Source organism: Salinarimonas sp. (assembly GCF_046292825.1).
GTDB lineage: Bacteria > Pseudomonadota > Alphaproteobacteria > Rhizobiales > Beijerinckiaceae > Salinarimonas.
In genome coordinates this window covers 2256-21762 of record NZ_JBKBQG010000035.1, presented here as the reverse complement: position 1 = coordinate 21762, position 19507 = coordinate 2256, and the positions used below count along the sequence as shown (strand labels likewise).

General features: G+C 71.0%; 20 protein-coding genes. 6 read left to right on the top strand and 14 right to left on the bottom strand.

The annotated features are described in order from the left end of the window. Positions 1 to 7: 7 nt before the first annotated feature. From purF to ACK4UM_RS15475, 4 genes are all read right to left on the bottom strand, one after another. Positions 8 to 1480: an amidophosphoribosyltransferase gene (purF, locus tag ACK4UM_RS15490; protein ID WP_409800778.1), complete on the bottom strand. Its 1473-nt coding sequence runs from the start codon at positions 1478 to 1480 to the stop codon at positions 8 to 10. A 105-nt stretch (positions 1481 to 1585) separates the two neighbouring features. Further along, on the bottom strand, positions 1586 to 2149 hold the full coding sequence (locus ACK4UM_RS15485; RefSeq protein WP_409800776.1) for a CvpA family protein: 564 nt from the start codon (positions 2147 to 2149) through the stop codon (positions 1586 to 1588). A gap of 112 nt (positions 2150 to 2261) precedes the next feature. Beyond that, on the bottom strand, positions 2262 to 3668 hold the full coding sequence (gene radA, locus ACK4UM_RS15480; protein WP_409800774.1) for a DNA repair protein RadA: 1407 nt from the start codon (positions 3666 to 3668) through the stop codon (positions 2262 to 2264). A 236-nt stretch (positions 3669 to 3904) separates the two neighbouring features. Further along, positions 3905 to 4939 (bottom strand): DctP family TRAP transporter solute-binding subunit, encoded by a 1035-nt coding sequence (locus ACK4UM_RS15475; RefSeq protein WP_409800772.1) that lies wholly within the window; start codon positions 4937 to 4939, stop codon positions 3905 to 3907. Between the two features lie 206 nt (positions 4940 to 5145). Here ACK4UM_RS15475 and ACK4UM_RS15470 point away from each other — a divergent pair, with 206 nt between their 5' ends. The 6 genes from ACK4UM_RS15470 (at position 5146) to ACK4UM_RS15445 (ending at position 10413) form a co-directional block, all read left to right on the top strand. Continuing rightward, entirely contained in the window at positions 5146 to 5670 is a 525-nt protein-coding gene (locus ACK4UM_RS15470; RefSeq protein ID WP_409800770.1) for a MotE family protein, read from the top strand. Beyond that, the gene (gene flgH, locus ACK4UM_RS15465) at positions 5667 to 6365 is read left to right on the top strand and encodes a flagellar basal body L-ring protein FlgH (RefSeq protein WP_409800768.1); all 699 of its coding nucleotides are present in this window, start codon (positions 5667 to 5669) and stop codon (positions 6363 to 6365) included. Before ACK4UM_RS15470 ends, flgH begins: the two co-directional genes overlap by 4 nt. 16 nt (positions 6366 to 6381) lie before the next feature. Further along, complete coding sequence (locus ACK4UM_RS15460) at positions 6382 to 6873, top strand: flagellar basal body-associated FliL family protein (RefSeq protein ID WP_409800766.1); 492 nt, start codon at positions 6382 to 6384, stop codon at positions 6871 to 6873. Next, positions 6870 to 7670 (top strand): flagellar type III secretion system pore protein FliP, encoded by an 801-nt coding sequence (gene fliP / locus ACK4UM_RS15455; protein ID WP_409800765.1) that lies wholly within the window; start codon positions 6870 to 6872, stop codon positions 7668 to 7670. Before ACK4UM_RS15460 ends, fliP begins: the two co-directional genes overlap by 4 nt. A 220-nt stretch (positions 7671 to 7890) precedes the next feature. Continuing rightward, positions 7891 to 9099, top strand: coding sequence for a PAS domain-containing protein (locus tag ACK4UM_RS15450; protein ID WP_409800763.1), 1209 nt, complete (start codon positions 7891 to 7893; stop codon positions 9097 to 9099). 3 nt (positions 9100 to 9102) lie between these two features. After that, positions 9103 to 10413: a putative bifunctional diguanylate cyclase/phosphodiesterase gene (locus tag ACK4UM_RS15445; RefSeq protein WP_409800814.1), complete on the top strand. Its 1311-nt coding sequence runs from the start codon at positions 9103 to 9105 to the stop codon at positions 10411 to 10413. Positions 10414 to 10907: 494 nt separating this feature from the next. On the opposite strand, the gene ACK4UM_RS15440 is transcribed toward ACK4UM_RS15445, so the two are convergent. From ACK4UM_RS15440 to pstC, 10 genes are all read right to left on the bottom strand, one after another. Continuing rightward, positions 10908 to 11675, bottom strand: a complete 768-nt coding sequence (locus ACK4UM_RS15440) for an energy-coupling factor ABC transporter ATP-binding protein (RefSeq protein ID WP_409800762.1) — start codon at positions 11673 to 11675, stop codon at positions 10908 to 10910. Beyond that, positions 11672 to 12394, bottom strand: a complete 723-nt coding sequence (locus tag ACK4UM_RS15435; RefSeq protein WP_409800760.1) for an energy-coupling factor transporter transmembrane component T family protein — start codon at positions 12392 to 12394, stop codon at positions 11672 to 11674. The genes ACK4UM_RS15440 and ACK4UM_RS15435 overlap by 4 nt, the downstream gene beginning before the upstream one ends. Then, positions 12387 to 13010: a cobalt transporter CbiM gene (gene cbiM, locus ACK4UM_RS15430; protein ID WP_409800758.1), complete on the bottom strand. Its 624-nt coding sequence runs from the start codon at positions 13008 to 13010 to the stop codon at positions 12387 to 12389. The genes ACK4UM_RS15435 and cbiM overlap by 8 nt, the downstream gene beginning before the upstream one ends. Further along, entirely contained in the window at positions 12997 to 13524 is a 528-nt protein-coding gene (locus ACK4UM_RS15425; protein WP_409800756.1) for a hypothetical protein, read from the bottom strand. Before ACK4UM_RS15425 ends, cbiM begins: the two co-directional genes overlap by 14 nt. Continuing rightward, complete coding sequence (locus tag ACK4UM_RS15420) at positions 13508 to 14227, bottom strand: hypothetical protein (protein ID WP_409800755.1); 720 nt, start codon at positions 14225 to 14227, stop codon at positions 13508 to 13510. The genes ACK4UM_RS15425 and ACK4UM_RS15420 overlap by 17 nt, the downstream gene beginning before the upstream one ends. Positions 14228 to 14318: 91 nt before the next feature. Then, entirely contained in the window at positions 14319 to 14849 is a 531-nt protein-coding gene (gene nikR, locus ACK4UM_RS15415; protein WP_409800753.1) for a nickel-responsive transcriptional regulator NikR, read from the bottom strand. A 312-nt stretch (positions 14850 to 15161) separates the two neighbouring features. Beyond that, a complete protein-coding gene (gene phoU, locus ACK4UM_RS15410; protein ID WP_409800752.1) occupies positions 15162 to 15866 on the bottom strand; it encodes a phosphate signaling complex protein PhoU in 705 nt (234 codons plus the stop codon). A 13-nt stretch (positions 15867 to 15879) separates the two neighbouring features. After that, complete coding sequence (gene pstB, locus ACK4UM_RS15405; RefSeq protein WP_409800750.1) at positions 15880 to 16743, bottom strand: phosphate ABC transporter ATP-binding protein PstB; 864 nt, start codon at positions 16741 to 16743, stop codon at positions 15880 to 15882. Between the two features lie 29 nt (positions 16744 to 16772). Next, positions 16773 to 18056, bottom strand: a complete 1284-nt coding sequence (gene pstA, locus ACK4UM_RS15400; protein WP_409800749.1) for a phosphate ABC transporter permease PstA — start codon at positions 18054 to 18056, stop codon at positions 16773 to 16775. Next, positions 18049 to 19431 (bottom strand): phosphate ABC transporter permease subunit PstC, encoded by a 1383-nt coding sequence (gene pstC, locus ACK4UM_RS15395; protein ID WP_409800747.1) that lies wholly within the window; start codon positions 19429 to 19431, stop codon positions 18049 to 18051. The genes pstA and pstC overlap by 8 nt, the downstream gene beginning before the upstream one ends. Positions 19432 to 19507: the final 76 nt, after the last annotated feature.

The window sequence follows — 19507 nt, the reverse complement described above, 5'->3', positions numbered from 1 at the left end:
CTCGGTCTCAATCCGCTTCGGCGAGGATCGACAGGCGCTTGGGCGTCTCGATCGCGAGATCGGTGAGCCCCGTCGGATAATCGCCGGTGAAGCAATGGTCGGTCAGCTGCGGGCGCGCCGGATCGCGCCGCTCGTAGCCGAGCGCGCGGTAGAGCCCATCGATTGAGAGGAAGGCGAGGCTGTCGGCGCCGATATAGGCGCGCATGCCCTCGAGATCGTGGGTGGCGGCGAGCAGCTTCTCGCGCTCGGGCGTGTCGATGCCGTAGAAGTCGGGATGCTTGATCGGCGGGCTCGCGATGCGGAAATGCACCTCGCGCGCGCCGGCCTCGCGCATCATGCGCACGATCTTCACCGAGGTCGTGCCGCGCACGAGGCTGTCGTCGACGAGCACGATGCGCTTGCCGGCGATCACGCCGCGATTGGCCGAGTGCTTCATCCGCACGCCGAGCTCGCGCACGGATTGGGTGGGCTGGATGAAGGTACGGCCCACGTAATGGTTGCGGATGATGCCCATCTCGTAGGGGATGCCCGACGCCTGGGCGAAGCCGATCGCGGCGGGCACGCCCGAATCGGGCACCGGTACGACGACGTCCGCGTCCGCCGGGGACGCGGTCGCGAGTTCGGCGCCGAAATTCTTGCGCATCTGGTAGACGCTGCGCCCGTTCACGATGGAATCGGGCCGGGCGAAGTAGATGTATTCGAACACGCAGGGGCGCTCGGGCAGGTCGGGGAACGGGCGCAGGCTCTCGATCCCCTCCTCCGTGATCACCACCACCTCGCCGTTCTCGACGTCGCGGACGAAGCGCGCGCCGATGATGTCGAGCGCGCAGGTCTCGGAGGCGAGGATGTAGCGGCCGTCGAGCTCGCCGATGACGAGCGGCCGGATGCCGAGCGGATCGCGCGCGCCGATGAGCTTCTTGTTGGAGAGGCAGACGAGCGCGAAGGCGCCCTCCAGCGCGCGGATGGCGTCGAGGAAGCGCTCGACGATGCGCGGCTTGCGGGAGCGGGCGAGGAGGTGGAGGATCACCTCGGTGTCGGTCGTCGACTGGCAGATCGCGCCGGCGCGGATCAGCTCGCGCCGCAGCGAGAGGCCGTTCGTCAGGTTGCCGTTGTGGGCGACCGCGAAGCCGCCGGCGTCGAGCTCGGCGAAGAGCGGCTGCACGTTGCGCATCACCGTCTCGCCGGTGGTGGAATAGCGCACGTGGCCGATGGCGCTCGCGCCTGCGAGCCGCTCGATCACCGCGGCCTCGGAGAAGCTGTCGCCGACGAGGCCGAGCTTGCGCTCGGCGTGGAAGCGCAGGCCGTCATAGGTGACGATGCCGGCCGCCTCCTGGCCGCGATGCTGGAGGGCGTGCAGGCCGAGCGCGGTGATCGCCGCCGCGTCCGGATGGCCGAAGATGCCGAAGACGCCGCATTCCTCGCGCAGCGTGTCGCCGTCGAGGTCGAAATCGTCGTCCGTACCATGAGCGCGGGGGGTCATGCTGTCGTCCTCGTGCGGCGCGCGGCCGATCCCGATGATCTCCCCGCGCCCGTCACATGGGGCGCGAGGGCGGCTCTCGAAAGGGCCGGTCGCCGGAGTCCGGCGTCAGGTCCGGCCCGGCGTGAGCGACGGCTCCGCCGGCTCCCCGGGATCGCCCGGGCCGACCGAGCGGAACTGCCGCAGGACGCCTTCCGGGTCCTCCGGCATCATCGCGATGAGCGAATCGCCGGTCGATTGCAGGAGACCGCGGGTGCGGGCCTCGGCCGCCCAATCCGGCATCTGGCCCTGCACGAGCCAGGCGAAGAAGATCCAGCCGATCACGCAGATCAGGAAGCCGCGGGCCGCGCCGAAGACGAAGCCCAGCGTGCGGTCGAGCGGGCCGATGCGCGAATCGAGCACGAAGTCGGAGATCTTCACGGTGATCAGCGACACCACGATCAGCGTCACCAGGAAGATGCCGCCGATCGCCGCGACGAGCGCGACGGTGCCGTTCGTGATGTGCGCCTGCGCATAGGGCAGCGCGAGCGGATGGAAGAACCAGGCGGCCGCGCCGGCGGCGACCCAGGCGATGATGGCGAGAACCTCACGGGTGAGGCCGCGCACCATGGCGAGGAGCGCCGAGATGAGCACGACACCGATGACGACGAGGTCTAGGATGGGTACTGGCATGGTCTCGCGGGCCTGAACGCGAAAAAGGGCGTTTTCGCGACGCGTGCCGGCTCCCTATAGACGAGGACAGGCCCGCCGTCATCAAGTTGTTGCGACCGCGCGGCGGTCGTCCTCACGAGATCGGCTCGCGGCGGCGCGGGGAGCGCGCGGCGATCGTCGCGACGAGGTCGCCGATATGGCCGATCTCGCGCGCTTCGAGCGGCGGCGTCTCGATCCCCTCCCGGCGCGCGGAGGGGGCGACGGCGCTCGAGAAGCCGAGCTTCGCCGCCTCCTTCATGCGCGCGGGCGCCTGCGACACCGGCCGCACCCCGCCCGAGAGCGCGATCTCGCCGAAATAGACCGCATCCGCCGGAAGCGGCGCGCCCGAGAGCGAGGAGACGAGGGCAGCCGCCGCCGCGAGGTCGGCCGCGGGCTCGGCGATCTTCAGCCCGCCCGCAATGTTGAGGTAGATGTCGTGCATGCCGAGCTTGAGCCCGCCATGGGCCTCGAGCACCGCGACCACCATCGACAGCCGCGCCGGATCCCAGCCGACGACGGCGCGCCGCGGCGTGCCGAGCGATGTCGGCGCGACGAGCGCCTGCACCTCGACGAGGAGCGGGCGGGTGCCCTCCATCCCCGCGAACACCGCCGTGCCCGGCGCCGACATGTCGCGCCCCTCGAGGAAGAGCGCGGAGGGGTTGACGACCTCGGCGAGGCCCTTGCCGGTCATCTCGAAGACGCCGATCTCGTCGGTGGGGCCGAAGCGGTTCTTGTTCGCGCGCAGGATCCGGAAATGATGGGCCGAATCGCCCTCGAACGAGACCACCGCGTCGACCATGTGCTCGACGACGCGCGGGCCGGCGATCTGTCCGTCCTTGGTGACGTGGCCGACGAGGATCACCGCGGTCCCCGTCGTCTTGGCGAAGCGGATCAGCGCCTGGGCCGAGGCGCGGACCTGGGTGACGGTGCCGGGCGCGGATTCGACGGTCTCCGTCCACATGGTCTGGATCGAATCGATCACGGCGAGCGCGGGCTGCCTGCCCTGCGAGAGGGTTGCGACGATGTCTTCCACGTTCGTCTGAGCCGCGAGCTCGACCGGGCTGTCCGCGAGGCCGAGCCGCTCGGCGCGCAGCCGCACCTGGCCGACCGCCTCCTCGCCGGAGATGTAGCAGACCCGCTCGCCCGCGCGCGCGAGCGCCGCGGAGGCCTGCATCAGGAGCGTCGACTTGCCGATGCCGGGATCGCCGCCGATGAGGATCACCGAGCCGCGCACGAAGCCGCCGCCGGTCACCCGATCGAGCTCGCCGATCCGCGCGGGCGTGCGCGGCGGCTCCTTGGCGTCGCCGGTGAGGCCTTCGAGCGCGAACACGCGCCCCTTGCCCGCCCGCGCGAGCCGCGGCCCTGGCCCGGCCATCGGAGCCGCCTCGGAGACCTCCTCGACGACCGTGTTCCACCCGCCGCAGGCCTCGCACTTGCCCTTCCAGCGATTGTACACCGCCCCGCAGGACTGGCAGACGAAGACGGCATTGCGCTTGGCCATCGGGGTTTTCTCGCTGGTCTCCCCTCTCCCGGACGGGAGAGGGGTCGGGGGTGAGGGGTGGTGCAGGATTTGGCGTATCGGTGCCGCCTCGACGACCCCCATCCGTCTCCGGTCGGCTGACCCCGCCCGGAGCCACCTTCCCCACGAGGGGGAAGGACAAAAGCTGCATTCCGCTTCCGCACGATCGCCACCGATCGACGACGGCCGCAAAGGGGCCGGGGAAGGACGAAACGCCGTCACCGGTTGGCGATCGAGTCCTCGGCCAGGTCGACGAGATCGCCGCCGATGCGCTCGCGCCAGGCCTCGTAGACCGGCCGGGTCGCCTCGACGAAGGCGGCGCGGCCCTCGTCGGTGAGCCGGACGACCGTCGCGCCGAAGCCCTCGATCTCCTGCACCAGGCTCTGGTCGTCCTCGGTCAGGCCCTTGCGGGCGACCTCGATGCCGTGGGCGCCGGCGTCGATCGCCGCCTGGCGGACGATCTCGCGATCCTCCTCGGTGAAGCTCTCCCACACCTCGCGATTGACGGCGAAGATCAGGGGATCGGCCACATAGCCCCATTGGGTGATGTAGGTCTGGCCGAGTTCGTGCATTTTGAGATTGTAGTAGATGGTGAGCGGGTTCTCCTGCCCGTCCACCGCGCCGGTGGTCAGAGCGGGCTGCGCGTCGGCCCAGCTCATCTGCGTCGGGTTGGCGCCGAGCGCGGTCATGACGTCGTTGAAGATCGGCGAGCCGACGACGCGCAGCTTGAGCCCCTCCATGTCGGCGGGGGTGCGGATCGGGCGCACCGAATTCGTGACCTCGCGGAAGCCGTTCTCGGCCCAGCCGAGCGGCACGACGCCGTTCTCCTCGATGATCTCGAACAGCCGCTCGCCGACGGGCCCCTGCGTCAGCGCGTCGAGCGCCGCGTAATCGGGCATCAGGAAGGGCAGCGCGAAGATGTTGAGCTGCGGGATCTGCGGCGACCAATTGATCGTCGAGCCGACCGCCATGTCGATGATGCCGCGGCGCAGAGCCGTGAACTCGCGCGTCTGCTCGCCCTGCACGAGCTGGGCGCCCGGATAGAGCTGCATGTTGATGCGCCCGTCCGTCCGCTCCGCGACGAGATCGGCCCAGCGCTGGGCCGCGACGCCCCAGGGGAAGGGCACCGGCAGCACGGTGGAGACGCGGTATTCCTCCTTGTAGGCCTGCGCGGCGGCCGGCCCGCTCAGCGCGAGCGGCGCCACCAGCGCCGCCGCTGCGGCGAGCGTGGCGATCGGCTTGAAGATCGACATCCTGTCCTGTCCTCCCGGTCTTCTCTTCTCGTCTCGCGCGTCCGGCGAGATTCGAGCCGAGCCTAGACGCGGGCACCGCCCGGCGGCAAGCACTCTCCCGCCGCTCCAGCCCGGTGCAAGCTTGCGCCTCTACCAATCCCCCGATCGCATGGCGGAGCCGGGGGCATGGGATGACGGCGTCGAGGGGCAGAGGATCTTGGGCGGGGGTGGCGGCGATCGCGCTCGTCGCAACGCTCGCGGTGCCGCAGGCGGCCGGCGCGCTCGAGGGCGACCTCCTCGCCGAGGAGGCGCGCGACCTCGTCCATGCCGATTCGGAACAGCCCGGCGACATCGCGCTCTATTGCGCGGCGATCGCGGATCCCGCGCTCGAGGCACGCGCGGCCTGGCAGACCCAGGCGCTCCTCGAGATCGAGACGCGCATCGAGGCGCGGCTCGTCGAGCTCGCGCGGATGCGCGTCGAACTCGAGGCGGCGCTCGCGCGGCGCGAGGAGCACCTGCGCCAGGCGCAGGACGGCATCGTCGCGATCTACGCCCGCATGCGCCCCGACGCGGCCGCCGCCCAGCTCGCCGCGCTCGACGACGAGATGGCGAGCGCCGTCATCGCCCGGCTCGGGCCGCGGCAGGCGAGCGCGATCCTCAACGAGATGGAGCCCGGGCGCGCCGCGCAGCTCGCCCGGACGGCAACGGAGACCGCGCGTCATGAGGACGCGCGCGAGGAGCAAGCACTATGAAGAGAGCCATCGGCATCCTCGGCCTGACCTTCCTGTCGGCCTGCTCGAACACGCTGAGCGAGATCAACCAGGCGCCGGGCCTCACGCCCGTCGGCGCCGGGCTCGTCACGACGCATGCCGCGCTGCCCGCCGGCGCGCCGATCCCCGAGCAGCGCGCCTATCATTCGATCTGGGGCGAGAGCCGCGACAACCTCTTCAGCGATCCCCGCGCCATGCGCGTCGGCGACGTCGTCACGGTGCGCATCGAGATCGACGACGAGGCCGAGCTCGACAATCAATCCACGCGCTCGCGTCAATCGGGCGCCGGTCTCGGCCTCGATTTCGGCTTCGGTCTCAACGGCTCCGGCAGCCAGGGCAATTTCGGCGTCAACGCGTCCGGCAACACCTCGACGCGCGGGCGCGGCTCGGTCGGGCGCTCGGAGCGCATCGCGGTCTCGGTCGCGGCGGTGGTGACGGGCGTCCTGCCGAACGGCAACCTCCTCATCTCCGGCTCGCAGGAAGTGCGGGTGAACTACGAGCTGCGGGTGCTCTCCGTCGCCGGCATCGTGCGCCCGCGCGACATCTCGCCTCGCAACACCATCCGCTACGACCAGATCGCGGAGGCGCGCATCTCCTATGGCGGCGCCGGACGCGGAACGGAAGTGCAGCAGCCCGGCTGGGGCCAGCAGCTCTTCAACCGCGTGACCCCGTTCTGATCGGAGCGCCCGAGCCATGGCGACCGCGCTCCTCCCCTCCCCCGCCGCGCGCAAGACGCGCGAGCGCTCCTCCTCCGCCGGCTCGATCGGCGGCGGCATCCTCCTCACCGCGCTCGGCGCGGCGACGGGCATCGGCCTCGGCTTCACGCTGGGCGAGATCAAGCTGCCGGAGCCCCCCGCCGCCGAGCGCAGCATCGAGAGCCGCTACGGCGAGAACGTCTCCCTGGTGCGGCTGCCCTCGATCGTGACGAATCTCGCGGCCCCCGCCGACACCTGGGTGCGGCTCGACGCGTCCCTCGTCTTCGAGGGGACCGAGCGCGCCCAGGCCGAGACGATGGCGTCGGCCGTCTCCGGCGATCTCCTCGGCTACCTGCGGACGCTCACGCTGGCGCAGATCGAGGGCGCGGCGGGCCTCGCCCATCTGCGCGAGGACGTCGAGGAGCGCGCGCGCAGCCGCACCGACGGGCGCGTGCGCGAGGTGGTGATCGAGACGCTGGTCGTCCAATGAGCCGCAAGACAGCGCTCGCCCTTCTCGGCGCCGGCCTCGCCGCCGCCGGCCTCCTCCTCGTGGCCGCGCCCGCCGCCGCGCAGGGCTTCGACCTCTCCGCCCTCCTCCCCGAGGGCGAGGGCTCGACCACGGGCCGCATCGTGCAGCTCGTCGCGATCCTGACCGTCTTGTCGATCGCGCCCGGCCTGATGATCATGGTCACGAGCTTCGTGCGCTTCGTCGTGGCCCTCTCCTTCCTGCGCGCGGGCATCGGCCTGCAATCGACGCCGGCGAACCTCGTCCTCATCTCGCTCGCTTTGTTCATGACCTTCTACGTCATGGCGCCGACCTTCGACCGCGCCTGGGCGGAGGGCATCGAGCCCTTGATGCGCAACGAGATCTCCGAGGAGGAGGCCTTCCGCCGCACGGTCCAGCCCTTCCGCGAGTTCATGCTCGCCCATGTCCGCGAGCAGGACCTCGCGATGTTCCAGGACCTCGCGGCGACGAGCTTCGGCCCCGGCGCGGCGATCGCGGCCGAGCCCGGCGCGGTCGCGGGCCCGATCGATCCCGACGACGTCGACCTGCGCACGCTGATCCCCGCCTTCATGATCTCGGAGCTGCGCCGCGGATTCGAGATCGGCTTCCTGATCGCGCTCCCCTTCCTCGTCATCGACATCATGGTGGCGACGATCGTCATGTCGATGGGCATGATGATGATGCCCCCCACCGTGATCTCGCTGCCCTTCAAGATCCTGTTCTTCGTCCTCATCGACGGCTGGAACATCCTCATCGGAGGGCTCGTGCGATCGTATTTCTAGCGACCCTCGTTCACGCCTCGTAATCCCGCGCGCGTCCCCTCGACGATGGTTCGAGAAGGGGCGCGCGCGGCTGCGCTTTACGGCCAAGCTTCTGGCGAGCAACTATTCGTTATCCACCCTAGGACAAAGATCCTGCCGACTTAGACTTTCACGTGCTCTCGCGCGTTTACGCTCCGTAAAATGGCCTTACGTAAAGTACCCGACGTTACGGGAGTTGGCGATGACAGCTTTGCGGACCGGACGACCCGCGCGAAAGACGACGACGACCGAAGTCCACGTCGACGATACGCGAGCCCAGGACCTCGACGAGCTGCGTCGCAGCGAGGCCCGCCTGCGGGCGCTCGTCGAGGCGAGCGCGGTGGCGGTCTGGAGCGCCGATGCCTTCGGGCGGGCGACCTCCATGCGGGCGGTGGGCTCCTCTCCCCATTTCGACGTCGAGGAGATCACGGGCGACCGCTGGCTCGACGCCGTGCATCCGGACGATCGAGCGGCCTCGGCGGCGGCGTGGACGCGGGCCCTCTTCGCGGGCGAGCGCGTCGTGATCCTGGAGCGCAAGCGGACCCGCTCCGGCGATTGGCGCTGGGTCGAGGTGCGCGCCGCGCCGATCGGCTCGGTTCCGGGGCGGATCGACGAATGGGTCGGCACCATCGTCGACGTCCACGACAGCCGCACCGCCCTCGACGGCGTGCGCATCAGCGAGGAGCGGCTGCGCCTCGCGCTCGAGGTCGGCGGGCTCGGTACCTGGGACGTCGATCTGACGGCGGGCGCGCGCGACTGGTCGGAGGAGACCCGCCGCATCCTCGGCTTTCCCCCGGACACGCCCGCACGGATCGAGGCGGTGCTCGCGACCATCCATCCGGAGGACCGCGCGCGCGTCGCCGCCTCTCTCGAGAACGACGGCATCCTCGCCTTTCCCGACACGCGAACCGAGTTCCGGATCAGGCGAGCCGACGACGGCACGGTGCGTTGGCTCGAGACGAGCGCGCGGACGGTCTACGATGCCGAGGGCCGGCCGATCCGGCGCATCGGCATCGTCCAGGACGTCACGGCGCGGCGCGAGCAGGAGCGCGCCGTCCGGGCGGCCGAGCAGCGCCTGCGGCTCGCGCTCAAGGCCGGGCGCATGTTCGCCTGGGAACGCGATCTCGAGACGGACGAGGTGACGCGCTGCGAGAATGCGCGCGAGCTCATCGGCCTCGGCTCCGGCCCCTTCTCCGAATTCCTGGCCCGCGTCCATCCCGACGACCGCGAGCGCGCGGCCCGCACGACCCGGCGACCGGTGCAGAACACGTCGGACGGTCAGCTCCGCTTCGTCCGCGCGGACGGTCAGGAGCTCTGGCTCGCCGCCCGCTCGATGGAAATCGAGGAGGAGGGACGGCGCAAGCTCGTCGGCGTCACCTTCGACATGACCGACCGCAAGCGCGCCGAATAGCAGCTGTGGGCGGCCGCCAACCACGATGCGCTCACCGGCCTGCCGAACCGCGTCTTCCTGCACCGCAGCCTCGGCGAGCTGATCGACGAGGCGGGCCACGCCGGCGGCGATCTCGCCGTCCTCGCGATCGGGATCGACGGTTTCCGCGAAGTCAAAGACGTGATGGGGCAGGACGTCGGCGACGCGCTCCTCGCCGAATTCGCGCGCCGCCTGCGGGACCTGTGCGCGACGAGCGGTTTTGCCGGGCGGCTCGGCGGCGACGAGTTCGCGATCGTCCAGCCGCGCTGCGGGGTCGAGCAGGTCGCCGCGCGCGCCGCCGAGGCGCTTCGGGTGCTCTCGCGAGACTTCGTCGTCGAGGGCCGCACCGTCGAGCCCTCCGCCTGCATCGGGATCGCGCTCGGACCCATTCACGGCGAGCGGGCCGAGGCGCTCCTGACCAATGCCCGCATCGCCCTCGCCCGCGCCAAGACGCTCGGCCGGCGGCGCGTGGTGGTCTTCGCGAGCGAGCATCGCGACGCCGTCGAGGAGCGGCTGCGCATCGCCGTCTCCGTGCGACGCGGGCTCGACCGCAACGCCTTCGTTCCCTTCTACCAGCCCAAGACCTGCCTGCGCACCGGCGAGATCGTCGGCTTCGAGGCTCTGGTGCGTCGGCGCGAGGAGGACGGGACGGTGGTGGGCCCCGCCGCCTTCGCCGCCGCCCTCTCCGACCCCGACCTCGCACCGCGCATCGGTCGCACGATGCTCGAGGCGGTCGGGCGCGACATGCGCGACTGGCTCGACCGCGGGCTGTCCGTCGGCCGCGTGGCGGTGAACCTCTCGGCGGCCGAATTCTCCGATCGCGGCCTCGCCGAGCGAATCCTCGAGACCGCGAGCCGAGCCCGCCTGCCCCTCGATCGCCTCGAGATCGAGGTGACGGAGACGGTCCTCCTCGATCGCGCGGACGACACCGCGGCGCTGACCCTCGAGCGCCTCCACCGCACCGGGATCGCCATCGCGCTCGACGATTTCGGCACCGGCTTCGCCTCCCTGTCGCATCTGCGGCTCTACCCCGTCGACCACATCAAGATCGACCGCAGCTTCGTCGCGCGGATGGCGGAGAGCCCCGGCGATGCGGCGATCGTCCGCTCGGTCGTCGATCTCGGCCGCCATCTCGGGCTGAAGGTCACGGCGGAGGGCGTCGAGACGCGCGCCCAGGCCGACGCCCTGCGCGCCGCCGGCTGCGATTACGCCCAAGGCTTCCTCTTCGCCCCCGCGGTCGCGTCGGAGGCGGTCCCGACGCTCCTCGCGAAGGCGCCGAAAGTGGTGAGCCGGTAGCATTCCCGAGGTTGTCATCCCGGACGACGAAGGCGATCCGGGACCCATAACCACGACCCTTGTTTCGCAGCCTATAGGCTGCGTATTTCCGATCGTCGTCGCCTCTCGGCGGCGGAGCGAGCGCGGCATGCGCGCTCGAACGGTCGTCGAGGTTATGGGTCCCGGGTCCGCTTCGCGGCCCGGGATGACATCCTGCGAAGGAACTACCTTCCACTGAGAGTTCAAAAATCTTCGCCTACCCGTCATTCCGGGGCGCGAAGCGAGCCCGGAACCCAGACTCCCGACCTATGATGAGCAGCCTGTAGGCTGCGTCCTTCGACGCATCCGCGGACGTGAGTTGCGGAGCGAGCGCGCATGCGCGCTCGAACCAGCGTCGGGGTTCTGGGTTCCGGGCTCGGCTTCGCCGCCCCGGAATGACGGCGGTGGGGTATTCGGCGAAAGATTTTCAAACTTTGAGGGGGAGGAGAGCGCTGCGGCGTCGTTATCCGACACCATCACCCCTCGACCGAAGCCGAACGCTCGTGGCGATGGCTCGGCGGGTCGTGGGGGGTGAGCGAGTGGGGCACCTCCTGGCCGTGGGCCGCCATGAGATCCGCGTCGCCGAGGGTTTGGCGCGCCGGCCCGTCGGCGCAGATCCGGCCCTCGTCGATCAGGAGGACGCGCGGGCACAATTCCAGCACGAGTTCCAGATCGTGGCTCGCGACGAGGAGCGCCTGGTCGGTGCGCGCGAGGAGCTCGATCAGCCGGCGCCGGCTGCGCAGGTCGAGCGCGGCGCTCGGCTCGTCGAGGAGCATCAGCCGCGGCCGCATCGCGAGCGCGCCCGCGATGCAGGCCCGCCGCTTCTCGCCGCCCGAGAGCCGATGGACCGGCCGGTCGGCGAGCCCGGCGAGCCCGCAGGCCTCGAGCGCCTGCGCAACGCGCGCCTCGAGCTCGGCGCCCGAGAGCCCCATATTGCGGGGCCCGAAGGCGACGTCTTCCGCGACGGTCGGGCAGAAGAGCTGATCCTCGGCCTGCTGGAAGACGAGCGCCACGTCGGGCAGGAAGGCGCCGGGCCGCACCGGGCGCCCGTCGATCCGCACATGGCCCGCGCGCGGCTCCAGCACCCCGGCGATCGTGAGGAACAGGCTGCTCTTGCCGGCCCCGTTCGGCGCGACGAGCCCGACCCGCTCGCCGGCGGCGATCGCGAACGAGACCGCCTCGAGGACGGGCTCCGCTCCGGGCCAGCCGACGCCGAGCCCATCGATCTCGAGGAGCGCGCTCACGGGCTCGCGCCCATGAGGAAGATAACGATGCCGATCGCCGCGGCGAGCGCCGTCGCCGCCCGGTCGCGCGCGCCGAGAGCGGGCGGTGGCGCCGCGATCGCGTCGTAGCCGCGCAGCCGCATCGCCGCCCAGATCCGCTCGGAGCGTCGCTGGCTGCGGATCACGAGCGCGGCGAGCATCAGCCCGTGCTCGCCGACGCCCCGCCAGCCGTCGCGCCCGCCGCGCAGGCGCCGCGCGAGGCGCACCCGCGCGATCTCGCCGCGCAGCTCCTCCACATAGCGCAGCGTCAGGAGCGCGAGATCGGCCATCGCCGCCGGCACGCCGAGCCCGCGCAAAGCCGCCGCGAGGCGCATAGGCGAGACGGGAGCGAGGAGCGCGAGCGTCACCGCGACGATCGAGACGAGCCGCCCGCCGATCAGGAGCCCCGCCTCGAGCCCCTCCGCGCGCAGGCGCACCGGCCCCGCCTCCCACAGGACCGTCGATCCCGAGACGAGGGGCAGGATCGCCACGAAGGCGAGCGCGAGGAGCGCGGGCCCGCGCATCCGCCGCAGCGTCTCGCGCGGCTCCCCGGCCGCGAGCGTCACCCCGAGCGCCAGCGCGGCGATCGCGGGCACCAGAGCCACGTCCCGCACCGAGGCGAAGCCGAAGGCGAGCGCGAGGGCGCAGGTGAGGCGCGCGCGCGGGTCGCTCGGCAGGAGACGGGCGGCGGCCTCACGCACGGGGCAGCAATCCCGGCTCGACCCGGCGCAGCACCGAGAGGACCGCGAGGACGATCGCGCCCTCGGCGATCACGAGCGGCAGGTGGGCGAGGAGGAAGACCGCCAGAGCCGCCCGCTCGGCCGCCGCATCGATCTCCGCCGGCAGGCCGATCAGCACCAGCGCCGCGAAGATCGCGAGCGCGGCGAGGACGCTCCCTGCGCCCGCGAGAAGGGCTGCGAGCGTCGGCAGGCGCGGCGCGAGGAGCCGCCAGGTCGCGTAGGCGAGGAGCGCGGGCGGGCCGAGCACGAGACCGTTGAGGCCGATCGTCGTGAGCCCGCCATGGCCGAACAGGACCGCCTGCAGGAAGAGCCCGACGAGGATCGCGGGCGGGGCGAGCCAGCCGAGCATCACCCCCATCAGGCCGGCGAGCATCAGGTGGACGGAGGTCGGCGGCACCGGCACCGCCGCGAGCGAGGCCGCGAAGAAGCACGCCGTCATCATCGCCGCGCGCGGGATGCCGGCGCGCGGATCGGGCAGGCGCGCCACCCGCCGAAGGCAGATCGCGGCGAGGCCGGCGCTCGCGACATAGCCCGCGACCGCCATCTCGACGGGCAGGATGCCGTCAGGCAGGTGCATCGCCGCCGCCCCTGCGCCGCAGGAAGAAGAGCCCCGTGCCGAGCGCCCCCCAGGCGACGAGCGCGACCATCGTCAGGCGCTGGAGGAGCGTGAGGCCGGCGCTCCCGTCGGTGGCGATCAGGACCGCCGTCTCGACGCGCGCCCCCTCCGTCGCGGAGGGGATGTCGACATGGGCGATCGCGCCGTGCCCCGCCTGGCGGACCTGGACGCTCCAGCGGCCCGGAAGGGCGGGATCGGGCACGAAATCGAAGCGGCCCTCGTCGTCCGTCACGCCGCGCGACCATGCGGACGCGGGCGCGTCGGGCGCGTAGACGATCACCTGCGCCTGCGCCATCGGCTCGCCCGTGTCGTAGACGGCGACGATGCGGATCGCCGCGAGCATGTGCGCCTCCACGAGCGCGGCATGGGCGAGGGCCGGCGCGGGCGAGAGCGCCGTCGCCAGGAGAAACGACGCCAGGAGGATCGACGCCAGACCCGCGCCGAGCGCGCGGGCGCGGCTAGCGCGGCGCGACATGGCAATGCCCCTCGCCGACATGGCCGAGATGCAGGCCCGCGAGCGTGAATTCCTGCTCCCCGCCCGCCGCGAAGCGGTCGAAGCCGAGCGCCTCCTGATTCGTCGGGTCGTCGGAGGGGAGGTCGGCGCGGCCGAACAGGTGATCGAGATGCAGCGTGATCTCGAGATCGCCCGGCGCGCCCGCCGCGACGAAGCCCTTGCGCTCGTCCCCCATATACTCGCCGCAGGCATGGGCGATCGCATCGGCGCTGACGAGGGTGAAGGCGACCGTCTCCCCCGCCCGCGTCGCGACCCCCTCGAACACGAGCGACCGGCCCGGAAACGGACCCTCCGTCGCCGGCGCGAGCGTGAAGGAGAGCGCGTTCCAATGGCCCGGCGCCGCCTCCACCGTGACGATCGCGACCCGGTCGTCCTCGTCGGCGTCGACGAGATCGACGGTGAACGGGCCGCCGAAGGCGAGCGGCTCGCCCGCGATCGTCGGGCCGTCGGCGGCGAAGGGCGGATCGGTGCGCCACGCGGTCGCGTCGGCGATGGTGACGAGGATGCGCGTGAAGGAGAGCGCCCAGCCGTCGCGGGTCGTCACGGGATCGGCGAACCCTTCGGTCGCGAGCGCCTCGCCGGAGGCGAACAGCGTCAGGCCGCCCGCCTGCGCGCTCGCCGGAAGGACGAGCGCGGCGCAGACGAGGAGGGCGTGACGTTTCATGCGGGCGCTCCCGTCAGGGTATGAGAAATGCTCCCGCGATTCATACACGCCCGCCCGGACGCCGCAAGCCGCCCTTCGGAGGGGACCCCTGCTACCCGTCCGAGCCGCGGCTCGCGTGGGGCGAATCGGCGTGGATCGTCCCCTCGCCCTTGGCTTCGGCGAAGCTGTCGCGGACGCGCAGGTGCTCGTGGGCATGTTCCGAGCCGCCATGCGCATGGCGTTCGACCCGCCGCTCCACCGGTACCAGCGCGAGCGCGCCGTGGCGCACGCCGCGCTCGAGGAAGAGCGCGTTGGCGAAGCGCTCGACGCCCTCGGCCCGCCCGCGCGCGACGATCACCTCGAGCGAGGCCGCGTGGTCGACCGGCACGGAGAGCGCCGCGATGGTGCTGTCGTGATGCGCGTGGAGATGGGCCGGCAGGCGCCGGGCGAGGTCCCGCTGGGCCGTCTCGACGACGCAGCTGACGATTCCGAGGCACTCCGCCTGCGCGGGGGCGGCATCGGCGAGGGCCCTGCGGACGAGCTCGCGCAGCGTCTCCGAGCGATTGCTCGCCCCCGACGCCGCCATCAGGGCGTCGAGCCGGGCGAGGAGCGCGTCGTCGATCGTGATGGTGATGCGCCGCATACGCCCCTCCCCTTGCGGGAAGCTATCGCGTTTACGCGGCGTGCTCAACGCTCGGGAAGAGCGCCGCTGTCATCCCGGACGCCGAAGGCGATCCGGGACCCATACCCGCGACGCATCAGTCGCAGCCTATAGGCTGCGTTTCTGCGACGATCGAACAAGCTGCACGGTGGTGCAGCGAGCGCGGCATGCGCGCTCGGACTTGTCGTCGAGGTTATGGGTCCCGGGTCCGCTTCGCGGCCCGGGATGACAACCTCTGAGAGATTCACCGACTATCAGCCTCAGGGGAAGGAGAGCGCAGCGCCTCGTACGCCCTCACTCCCCGGTCTCGAAAGCCGTGCGGTCGAGCTTCGGGCGCTCGGCGGCGATCGTCTGGCCGGTGACGAGGTAATGGATCGTCTCGGCGATGTTGGTCGCGTGATCGCCGATGCGCTCGACGTTCTTGGCGCAGAACAGGAGATGCGTGCAGAAGGTGATGTTGCGCGGATCCTCCATCATGTAGGTGAGGAGCTCGCGGAAGATCGAGTTGTAATGGCTGTCCGTCTCGCCGTCGCGGCGCCAGACTTCGAGCGCAGCCTCGACGTCCTTCTGCATGTAGGCGTCGAGCACGGCCTTGAGCTGGACGAGCACCTTGTCGGACATCCGCTCGATGCCGAGCACCACGCGCTGAGGCTCGAACTGCCCCGACACGGCGATCGTGCGCTTGCCGATGTTCTTGGCCATGTCGCCGATCCGCTCGATGTCGCTCGCGACGCGGATCGCGGAGATCACCTCGCGCAGGTCGATCGCCATCGGCTGGCGCCGGGCGATCGTCAGCACCGCCCGCTCCTCGATCTCGCGCTGGAGCGCGTCGACCCGCACGTCGGAGGCGACGACGATCTGGGCGAGTTCGACGTCGCGCCGCACCAGGGCGCCGACGGCGTCCGCGAGCATCTTCTCCACGTGCCCGCCCATCTCGGCGATGCAGCGGCGCAGCTCCTCGAGCTCCTGGTCGAAGGAGGCGACGGTGTGTTGGGACATGGCTCTCCCCCGATCAGCCGAAGCGGCCGGTGATGTAGTCCTGCGTGAGCTTGTCGCGCGGATTGGTGAAGATCTCCTGCGTCGGCCCCTCCTCGACGAGATAGCCGAGGTGGAAGAAGCAGGTCTTCTGGGAGACGCGCGCCGCCTGCTGCATCGAGTGGGTGACGATCACGATCGTGTAGTTGCGCCGCAGCTCGTCGATGAGATCCTCGATGCGCGCGGTCGCGATCGGGTCGAGCGCCGAGCAGGGCTCGTCCATCAGGATCACCTCCGGCGAGACGGCGATCGCGCGCGCGATGCACAGGCGCTGCTGCTGGCCGCCCGAGAGGCCCGTCCCGGTCTCGTCGAGCCGGTCCTTGACCTCGTCCCAGAGGCCGGCCTTGCGCAGAGCGGCCTCGACGATGACCGCGAGATCCGCCTTCTTGCGGGCGAGGCCGTGGATGCGCGGGCCGTAGGCGACGTTCTCGAAGATCGACTTCGGGAACGGGTTCGGCTTCTGGAAGACCATGCCGACGCGCGCGCGCAGCGTCACGACGTCGAGCGAGGGGTCGTAGACGTCCTTGCCGTCGAGCGTGATGCGCCCGACGACCTTCGAACCCTCGATCGTGTCGTTCATCCGGTTGAGGCAGCGCAGGAAGGTCGACTTGCCGCAGCCGGAGGGACCGATGAAGGCGGTCACGGCCCGCTCGGGGATCCCCAGCGCGACGTCGTAGAGCGCCTGCTTCTGGCCGTAGAAGACGCTGACGTCCTGGGCCTCGACCTTGCTCGCCGGCGCGCCGGGAAGCGGCGCGCGGACGGTGGCGCGGCCGCCCGCATGGACGGTCGCCTCGGGGCGCTCGACGGCACCGGGAGCGGCTTGGGAGAGGGCTGCGTTCATGGCTTTTCCTTCGGCTGCTTCGCTCGGGCTCACCACTTGCGCTCGAGCCGATTGCGCAGGAGGACGGCGATCAGGTTCATGAGTATCAGAAATCCGAGGAGCACGAGAATGCCCGCGGAGGTGCGCGCCACGAATCCGCGCTCGGGGCTGTCGGCCCAGATGAAGATCTGCGTCGGCAGCGCCGTCGAGGCGTCGAGGAGGCCGCCCGGCGGGCTCGTGATGAAGGCGTTCATGCCGATGAGGAGGAGCGGCGCCGTCTCGCCGAGCGCCTGCGCGAGCCCGATGATCGTGCCCGTGAGGATGCCCGGCAGCGCGAGCGGCAGGACGTGGTGCATGACGACCTCGTGCCGCGACGCGCCCACCCCGAGCGCCGCCTCGCGGATCGAGGGCGGAACCGCCTTGAGCGCGGCGCGGGTGACGATGATGATCGTCGGCAGCGTCATCAGCGAGAGCACCATGCCGCCGACGAGCGGCGCCGAGCGCGGCATGCCGAAATAGCCGAGGAACACCGCGAGCCCGAGGAGGCCGAACACGATCGAGGGCACGGCCGCGAGGTTGTTGATGTTCACCTCGATCAGGTCGGTCCATTTGTTCTTCGGCGCGAATTCCTCGAGATAGACCGCCGCCGCGATCCCGACGGGGAAGCTGAGCAGGAAGCAGACCAGGATCGCGAAGAACGAGCCGACGATCGCCCCCGAGAGGCCCGCGAGCTCGGGGAAACGGCTGTCCGAATTGAAGAACAGGCCCCAATTGAACGGCCGGCTGATGCGGCCCTGCGCCGCCAATTCGTCGAACAGGGCGACCCCGAGATCGTTCACGCGCCGGAGCGCCTCGGGCGTGTCGCGCGAGACGTTGCCCTTCTCGAGCTGGTCGAACGGGTCGGAGACCGGCACCTCGAGGCGGATCGTCGAGCCGATCACGCCCGGATTGGCGACGACGTAGTCGCGCACGATGAAGTGCGTGTTGCGCGTCGGGATCGTCTGCAGGATCCTCTGCGCGGCCTCGTTCGCCCCCGGGACCAGCCGATCCACCGCGTCGCGCACGATGTTGCGGTAATTGCCCTGGGCGGGGTTGGCCGGATCGACGTCGATCTCGAGATCGAGCGCGAGATGGGTCTGCGTGAACGCCTGCGTCCCCGTCGCGACGAGGCTCGAGACGAGCAGGCCGAGGAGGCCGAGCGCGATGCAGATCGCCGCGAGACCGTAGAGCCTCAGCCGCGATTCGCTCGCGCGCCGACGGCGGCGGCGGGCTTCCATGTCCGACGAGGCCCAGTCGATCGGGCGCGCCGGCGCGAGGCTCGTGGCGTCAGTCATACTTCTCTCGATATTTCTGGACGATGCGCAAGGCGACGACGTTGAGGCCGAGCGTCACGAGGAAGAGCACGAGGCCGAGCGCGAAGGCCGCGAGCGTCTTGGCGCTGTCGAAGGCCGTGTCGCCGATGAGCAGCGTGACGATCTGCACCGTGACCGTGGTCACCGAGTCGAGCGGGTTGAAGGTGAGGGTCGCGATCAGGCCAGCCGCCATCACCACGATCATGGTCTCGCCGATCGCGCGGGAGACCGCGAGCAGGATGCCGCCCGCGATGCCCGGCAGGGCCGCGGGCAGGAGCACCTTCATGATCGTCTCGCCCTGCGTCGCCCCCATGGCGAGCGAGCCGTCGCGCATGGAGCGCGGCACGGCGTTGAGCGCGTCGTCGGTCATCGAGGAGATGAATGGGATGATCATGATGCCCATCACGCCGCCCGCGACGAGCGCGGTGTTGGGCGCGACCGGAATGCCGAGCGACAGGCCGAAGGAGCGCACCGCCGGCGCCACCACGATCACGGCGAAGAAGCCGTAGACGACGGTGGGGATGCCCGCGAGGATCTCGAGCAGAGGCTTGACGATCGCGCGCGTGCGGTCGCTCGCGAATTCGCTGAGATAGATCGCCGAGAAGAGGCCGATCGGCACGGCGACGCTCATCGCGATCGTGGCGATCAGGAGCGTGCCGACGAAAACGGGGATCGCGCCGAAGGCGCCAGCGCCGGCGATCTGGTCCGGGCGGATGGCGATCTGCGGCTCCCAGCGCAGGCCGAACAGGAATTCGGCGACCGGCACGAGGCGGAAGAACAGCCAGGCCTCGTAGAGCAGCGCGCCGATGATCCCGATCGTCGTGAGGATCGCGATCACAGAGCAGGCGACCATCATGGCCGAAACCGCCCGCTCGAAACCCTGGCGGGCGCGGAAGGCGGGGGCGAGGCGCGCGCGCGCGGCGAGAAGCGCGAGGATCGCGACGCCGAGCCCGACGACCACCATCGCGAGCCGCGCGATCTGCGTCCAGGCGGCGTAGCGCTCCGCGGCGGCGCGGATCTCGGGGGTCGGCTCGGAGAACACCTGGCCGACGGCGACGTTCTTGATCTCGGAGAGCCAGAGCGAGAGCTGCGCCGGGCTCGCCCCCTCCGTCATCGTGTCCGGCAGCGAGGCGATCACGAGCCTGTCGACCACCGCCCCCTGCATCAGGAGCCACAGGAGGACGAGGATGAGCGCGGGCACGCCCACCCAGATCGCCACGAACGCGCCGTGATAGACCGAGCGCGAGTGGACCTGGACGTCGGTCCCCGCATACGCGAAGCGACGCCCCTGCGTCTGCCCCACGAAATAGGCGACGAGAGACAGGAAGAGGATCGCGAGGATCAGATTGCCGGCCATGCTCTCGTCTTTCGCGCGAGGCGCATCTGTTCGGGTAAAGAGAAGTGGCGGGGGGGGCGGGGGGCCCCCGCCCCCG

Excerpts from the sequence above, each read along its gene's own strand:
- purF (WP_409800778.1), bottom strand. The coding sequence starts at position 1,480 with ATGACCCCCCGCGCTCATGGTACGGACGACGATTTCGACCTCGACGGC.
- ACK4UM_RS15485 (WP_409800776.1), bottom strand. The coding sequence starts at position 2,149 with ATGCCAGTACCCATCCTAGACCTCGTCGTCATCGGTGTCGTGCTCATC.
- radA (WP_409800774.1), bottom strand. The coding sequence starts at position 3,668 with ATGGCCAAGCGCAATGCCGTCTTCGTCTGCCAGTCCTGCGGGGCGGTG.
- ACK4UM_RS15475 (WP_409800772.1), bottom strand. The coding sequence starts at position 4,939 with ATGTCGATCTTCAAGCCGATCGCCACGCTCGCCGCAGCGGCGGCGCTG.
- flgH (WP_409800768.1), top strand. The coding sequence starts at position 5,667 with ATGAAGAGAGCCATCGGCATCCTCGGCCTGACCTTCCTGTCGGCCTGC.
- ACK4UM_RS15460 (WP_409800766.1), top strand. The coding sequence starts at position 6,382 with ATGGCGACCGCGCTCCTCCCCTCCCCCGCCGCGCGCAAGACGCGCGAG.
- fliP (WP_409800765.1), top strand. The coding sequence starts at position 6,870 with ATGAGCCGCAAGACAGCGCTCGCCCTTCTCGGCGCCGGCCTCGCCGCC.
- ACK4UM_RS15450 (WP_409800763.1), top strand. The coding sequence starts at position 7,891 with ATGACAGCTTTGCGGACCGGACGACCCGCGCGAAAGACGACGACGACC.
- cbiM (WP_409800758.1), bottom strand. The coding sequence starts at position 13,010 with ATGCACCTGCCTGACGGCATCCTGCCCGTCGAGATGGCGGTCGCGGGC.
- ACK4UM_RS15425 (WP_409800756.1), bottom strand. The coding sequence starts at position 13,524 with ATGTCGCGCCGCGCTAGCCGCGCCCGCGCGCTCGGCGCGGGTCTGGCG.
- ACK4UM_RS15420 (WP_409800755.1), bottom strand. The coding sequence starts at position 14,227 with ATGAAACGTCACGCCCTCCTCGTCTGCGCCGCGCTCGTCCTTCCGGCG.
- nikR (WP_409800753.1), bottom strand. The coding sequence starts at position 14,849 with ATGCGGCGCATCACCATCACGATCGACGACGCGCTCCTCGCCCGGCTC.
- phoU (WP_409800752.1), bottom strand. The coding sequence starts at position 15,866 with ATGTCCCAACACACCGTCGCCTCCTTCGACCAGGAGCTCGAGGAGCTG.
- pstB (WP_409800750.1), bottom strand. The coding sequence starts at position 16,743 with ATGAACGCAGCCCTCTCCCAAGCCGCTCCCGGTGCCGTCGAGCGCCCC.
- pstA (WP_409800749.1), bottom strand. The coding sequence starts at position 18,056 with ATGACTGACGCCACGAGCCTCGCGCCGGCGCGCCCGATCGACTGGGCC.
- pstC (WP_409800747.1), bottom strand. The coding sequence starts at position 19,431 with ATGGCCGGCAATCTGATCCTCGCGATCCTCTTCCTGTCTCTCGTCGCC.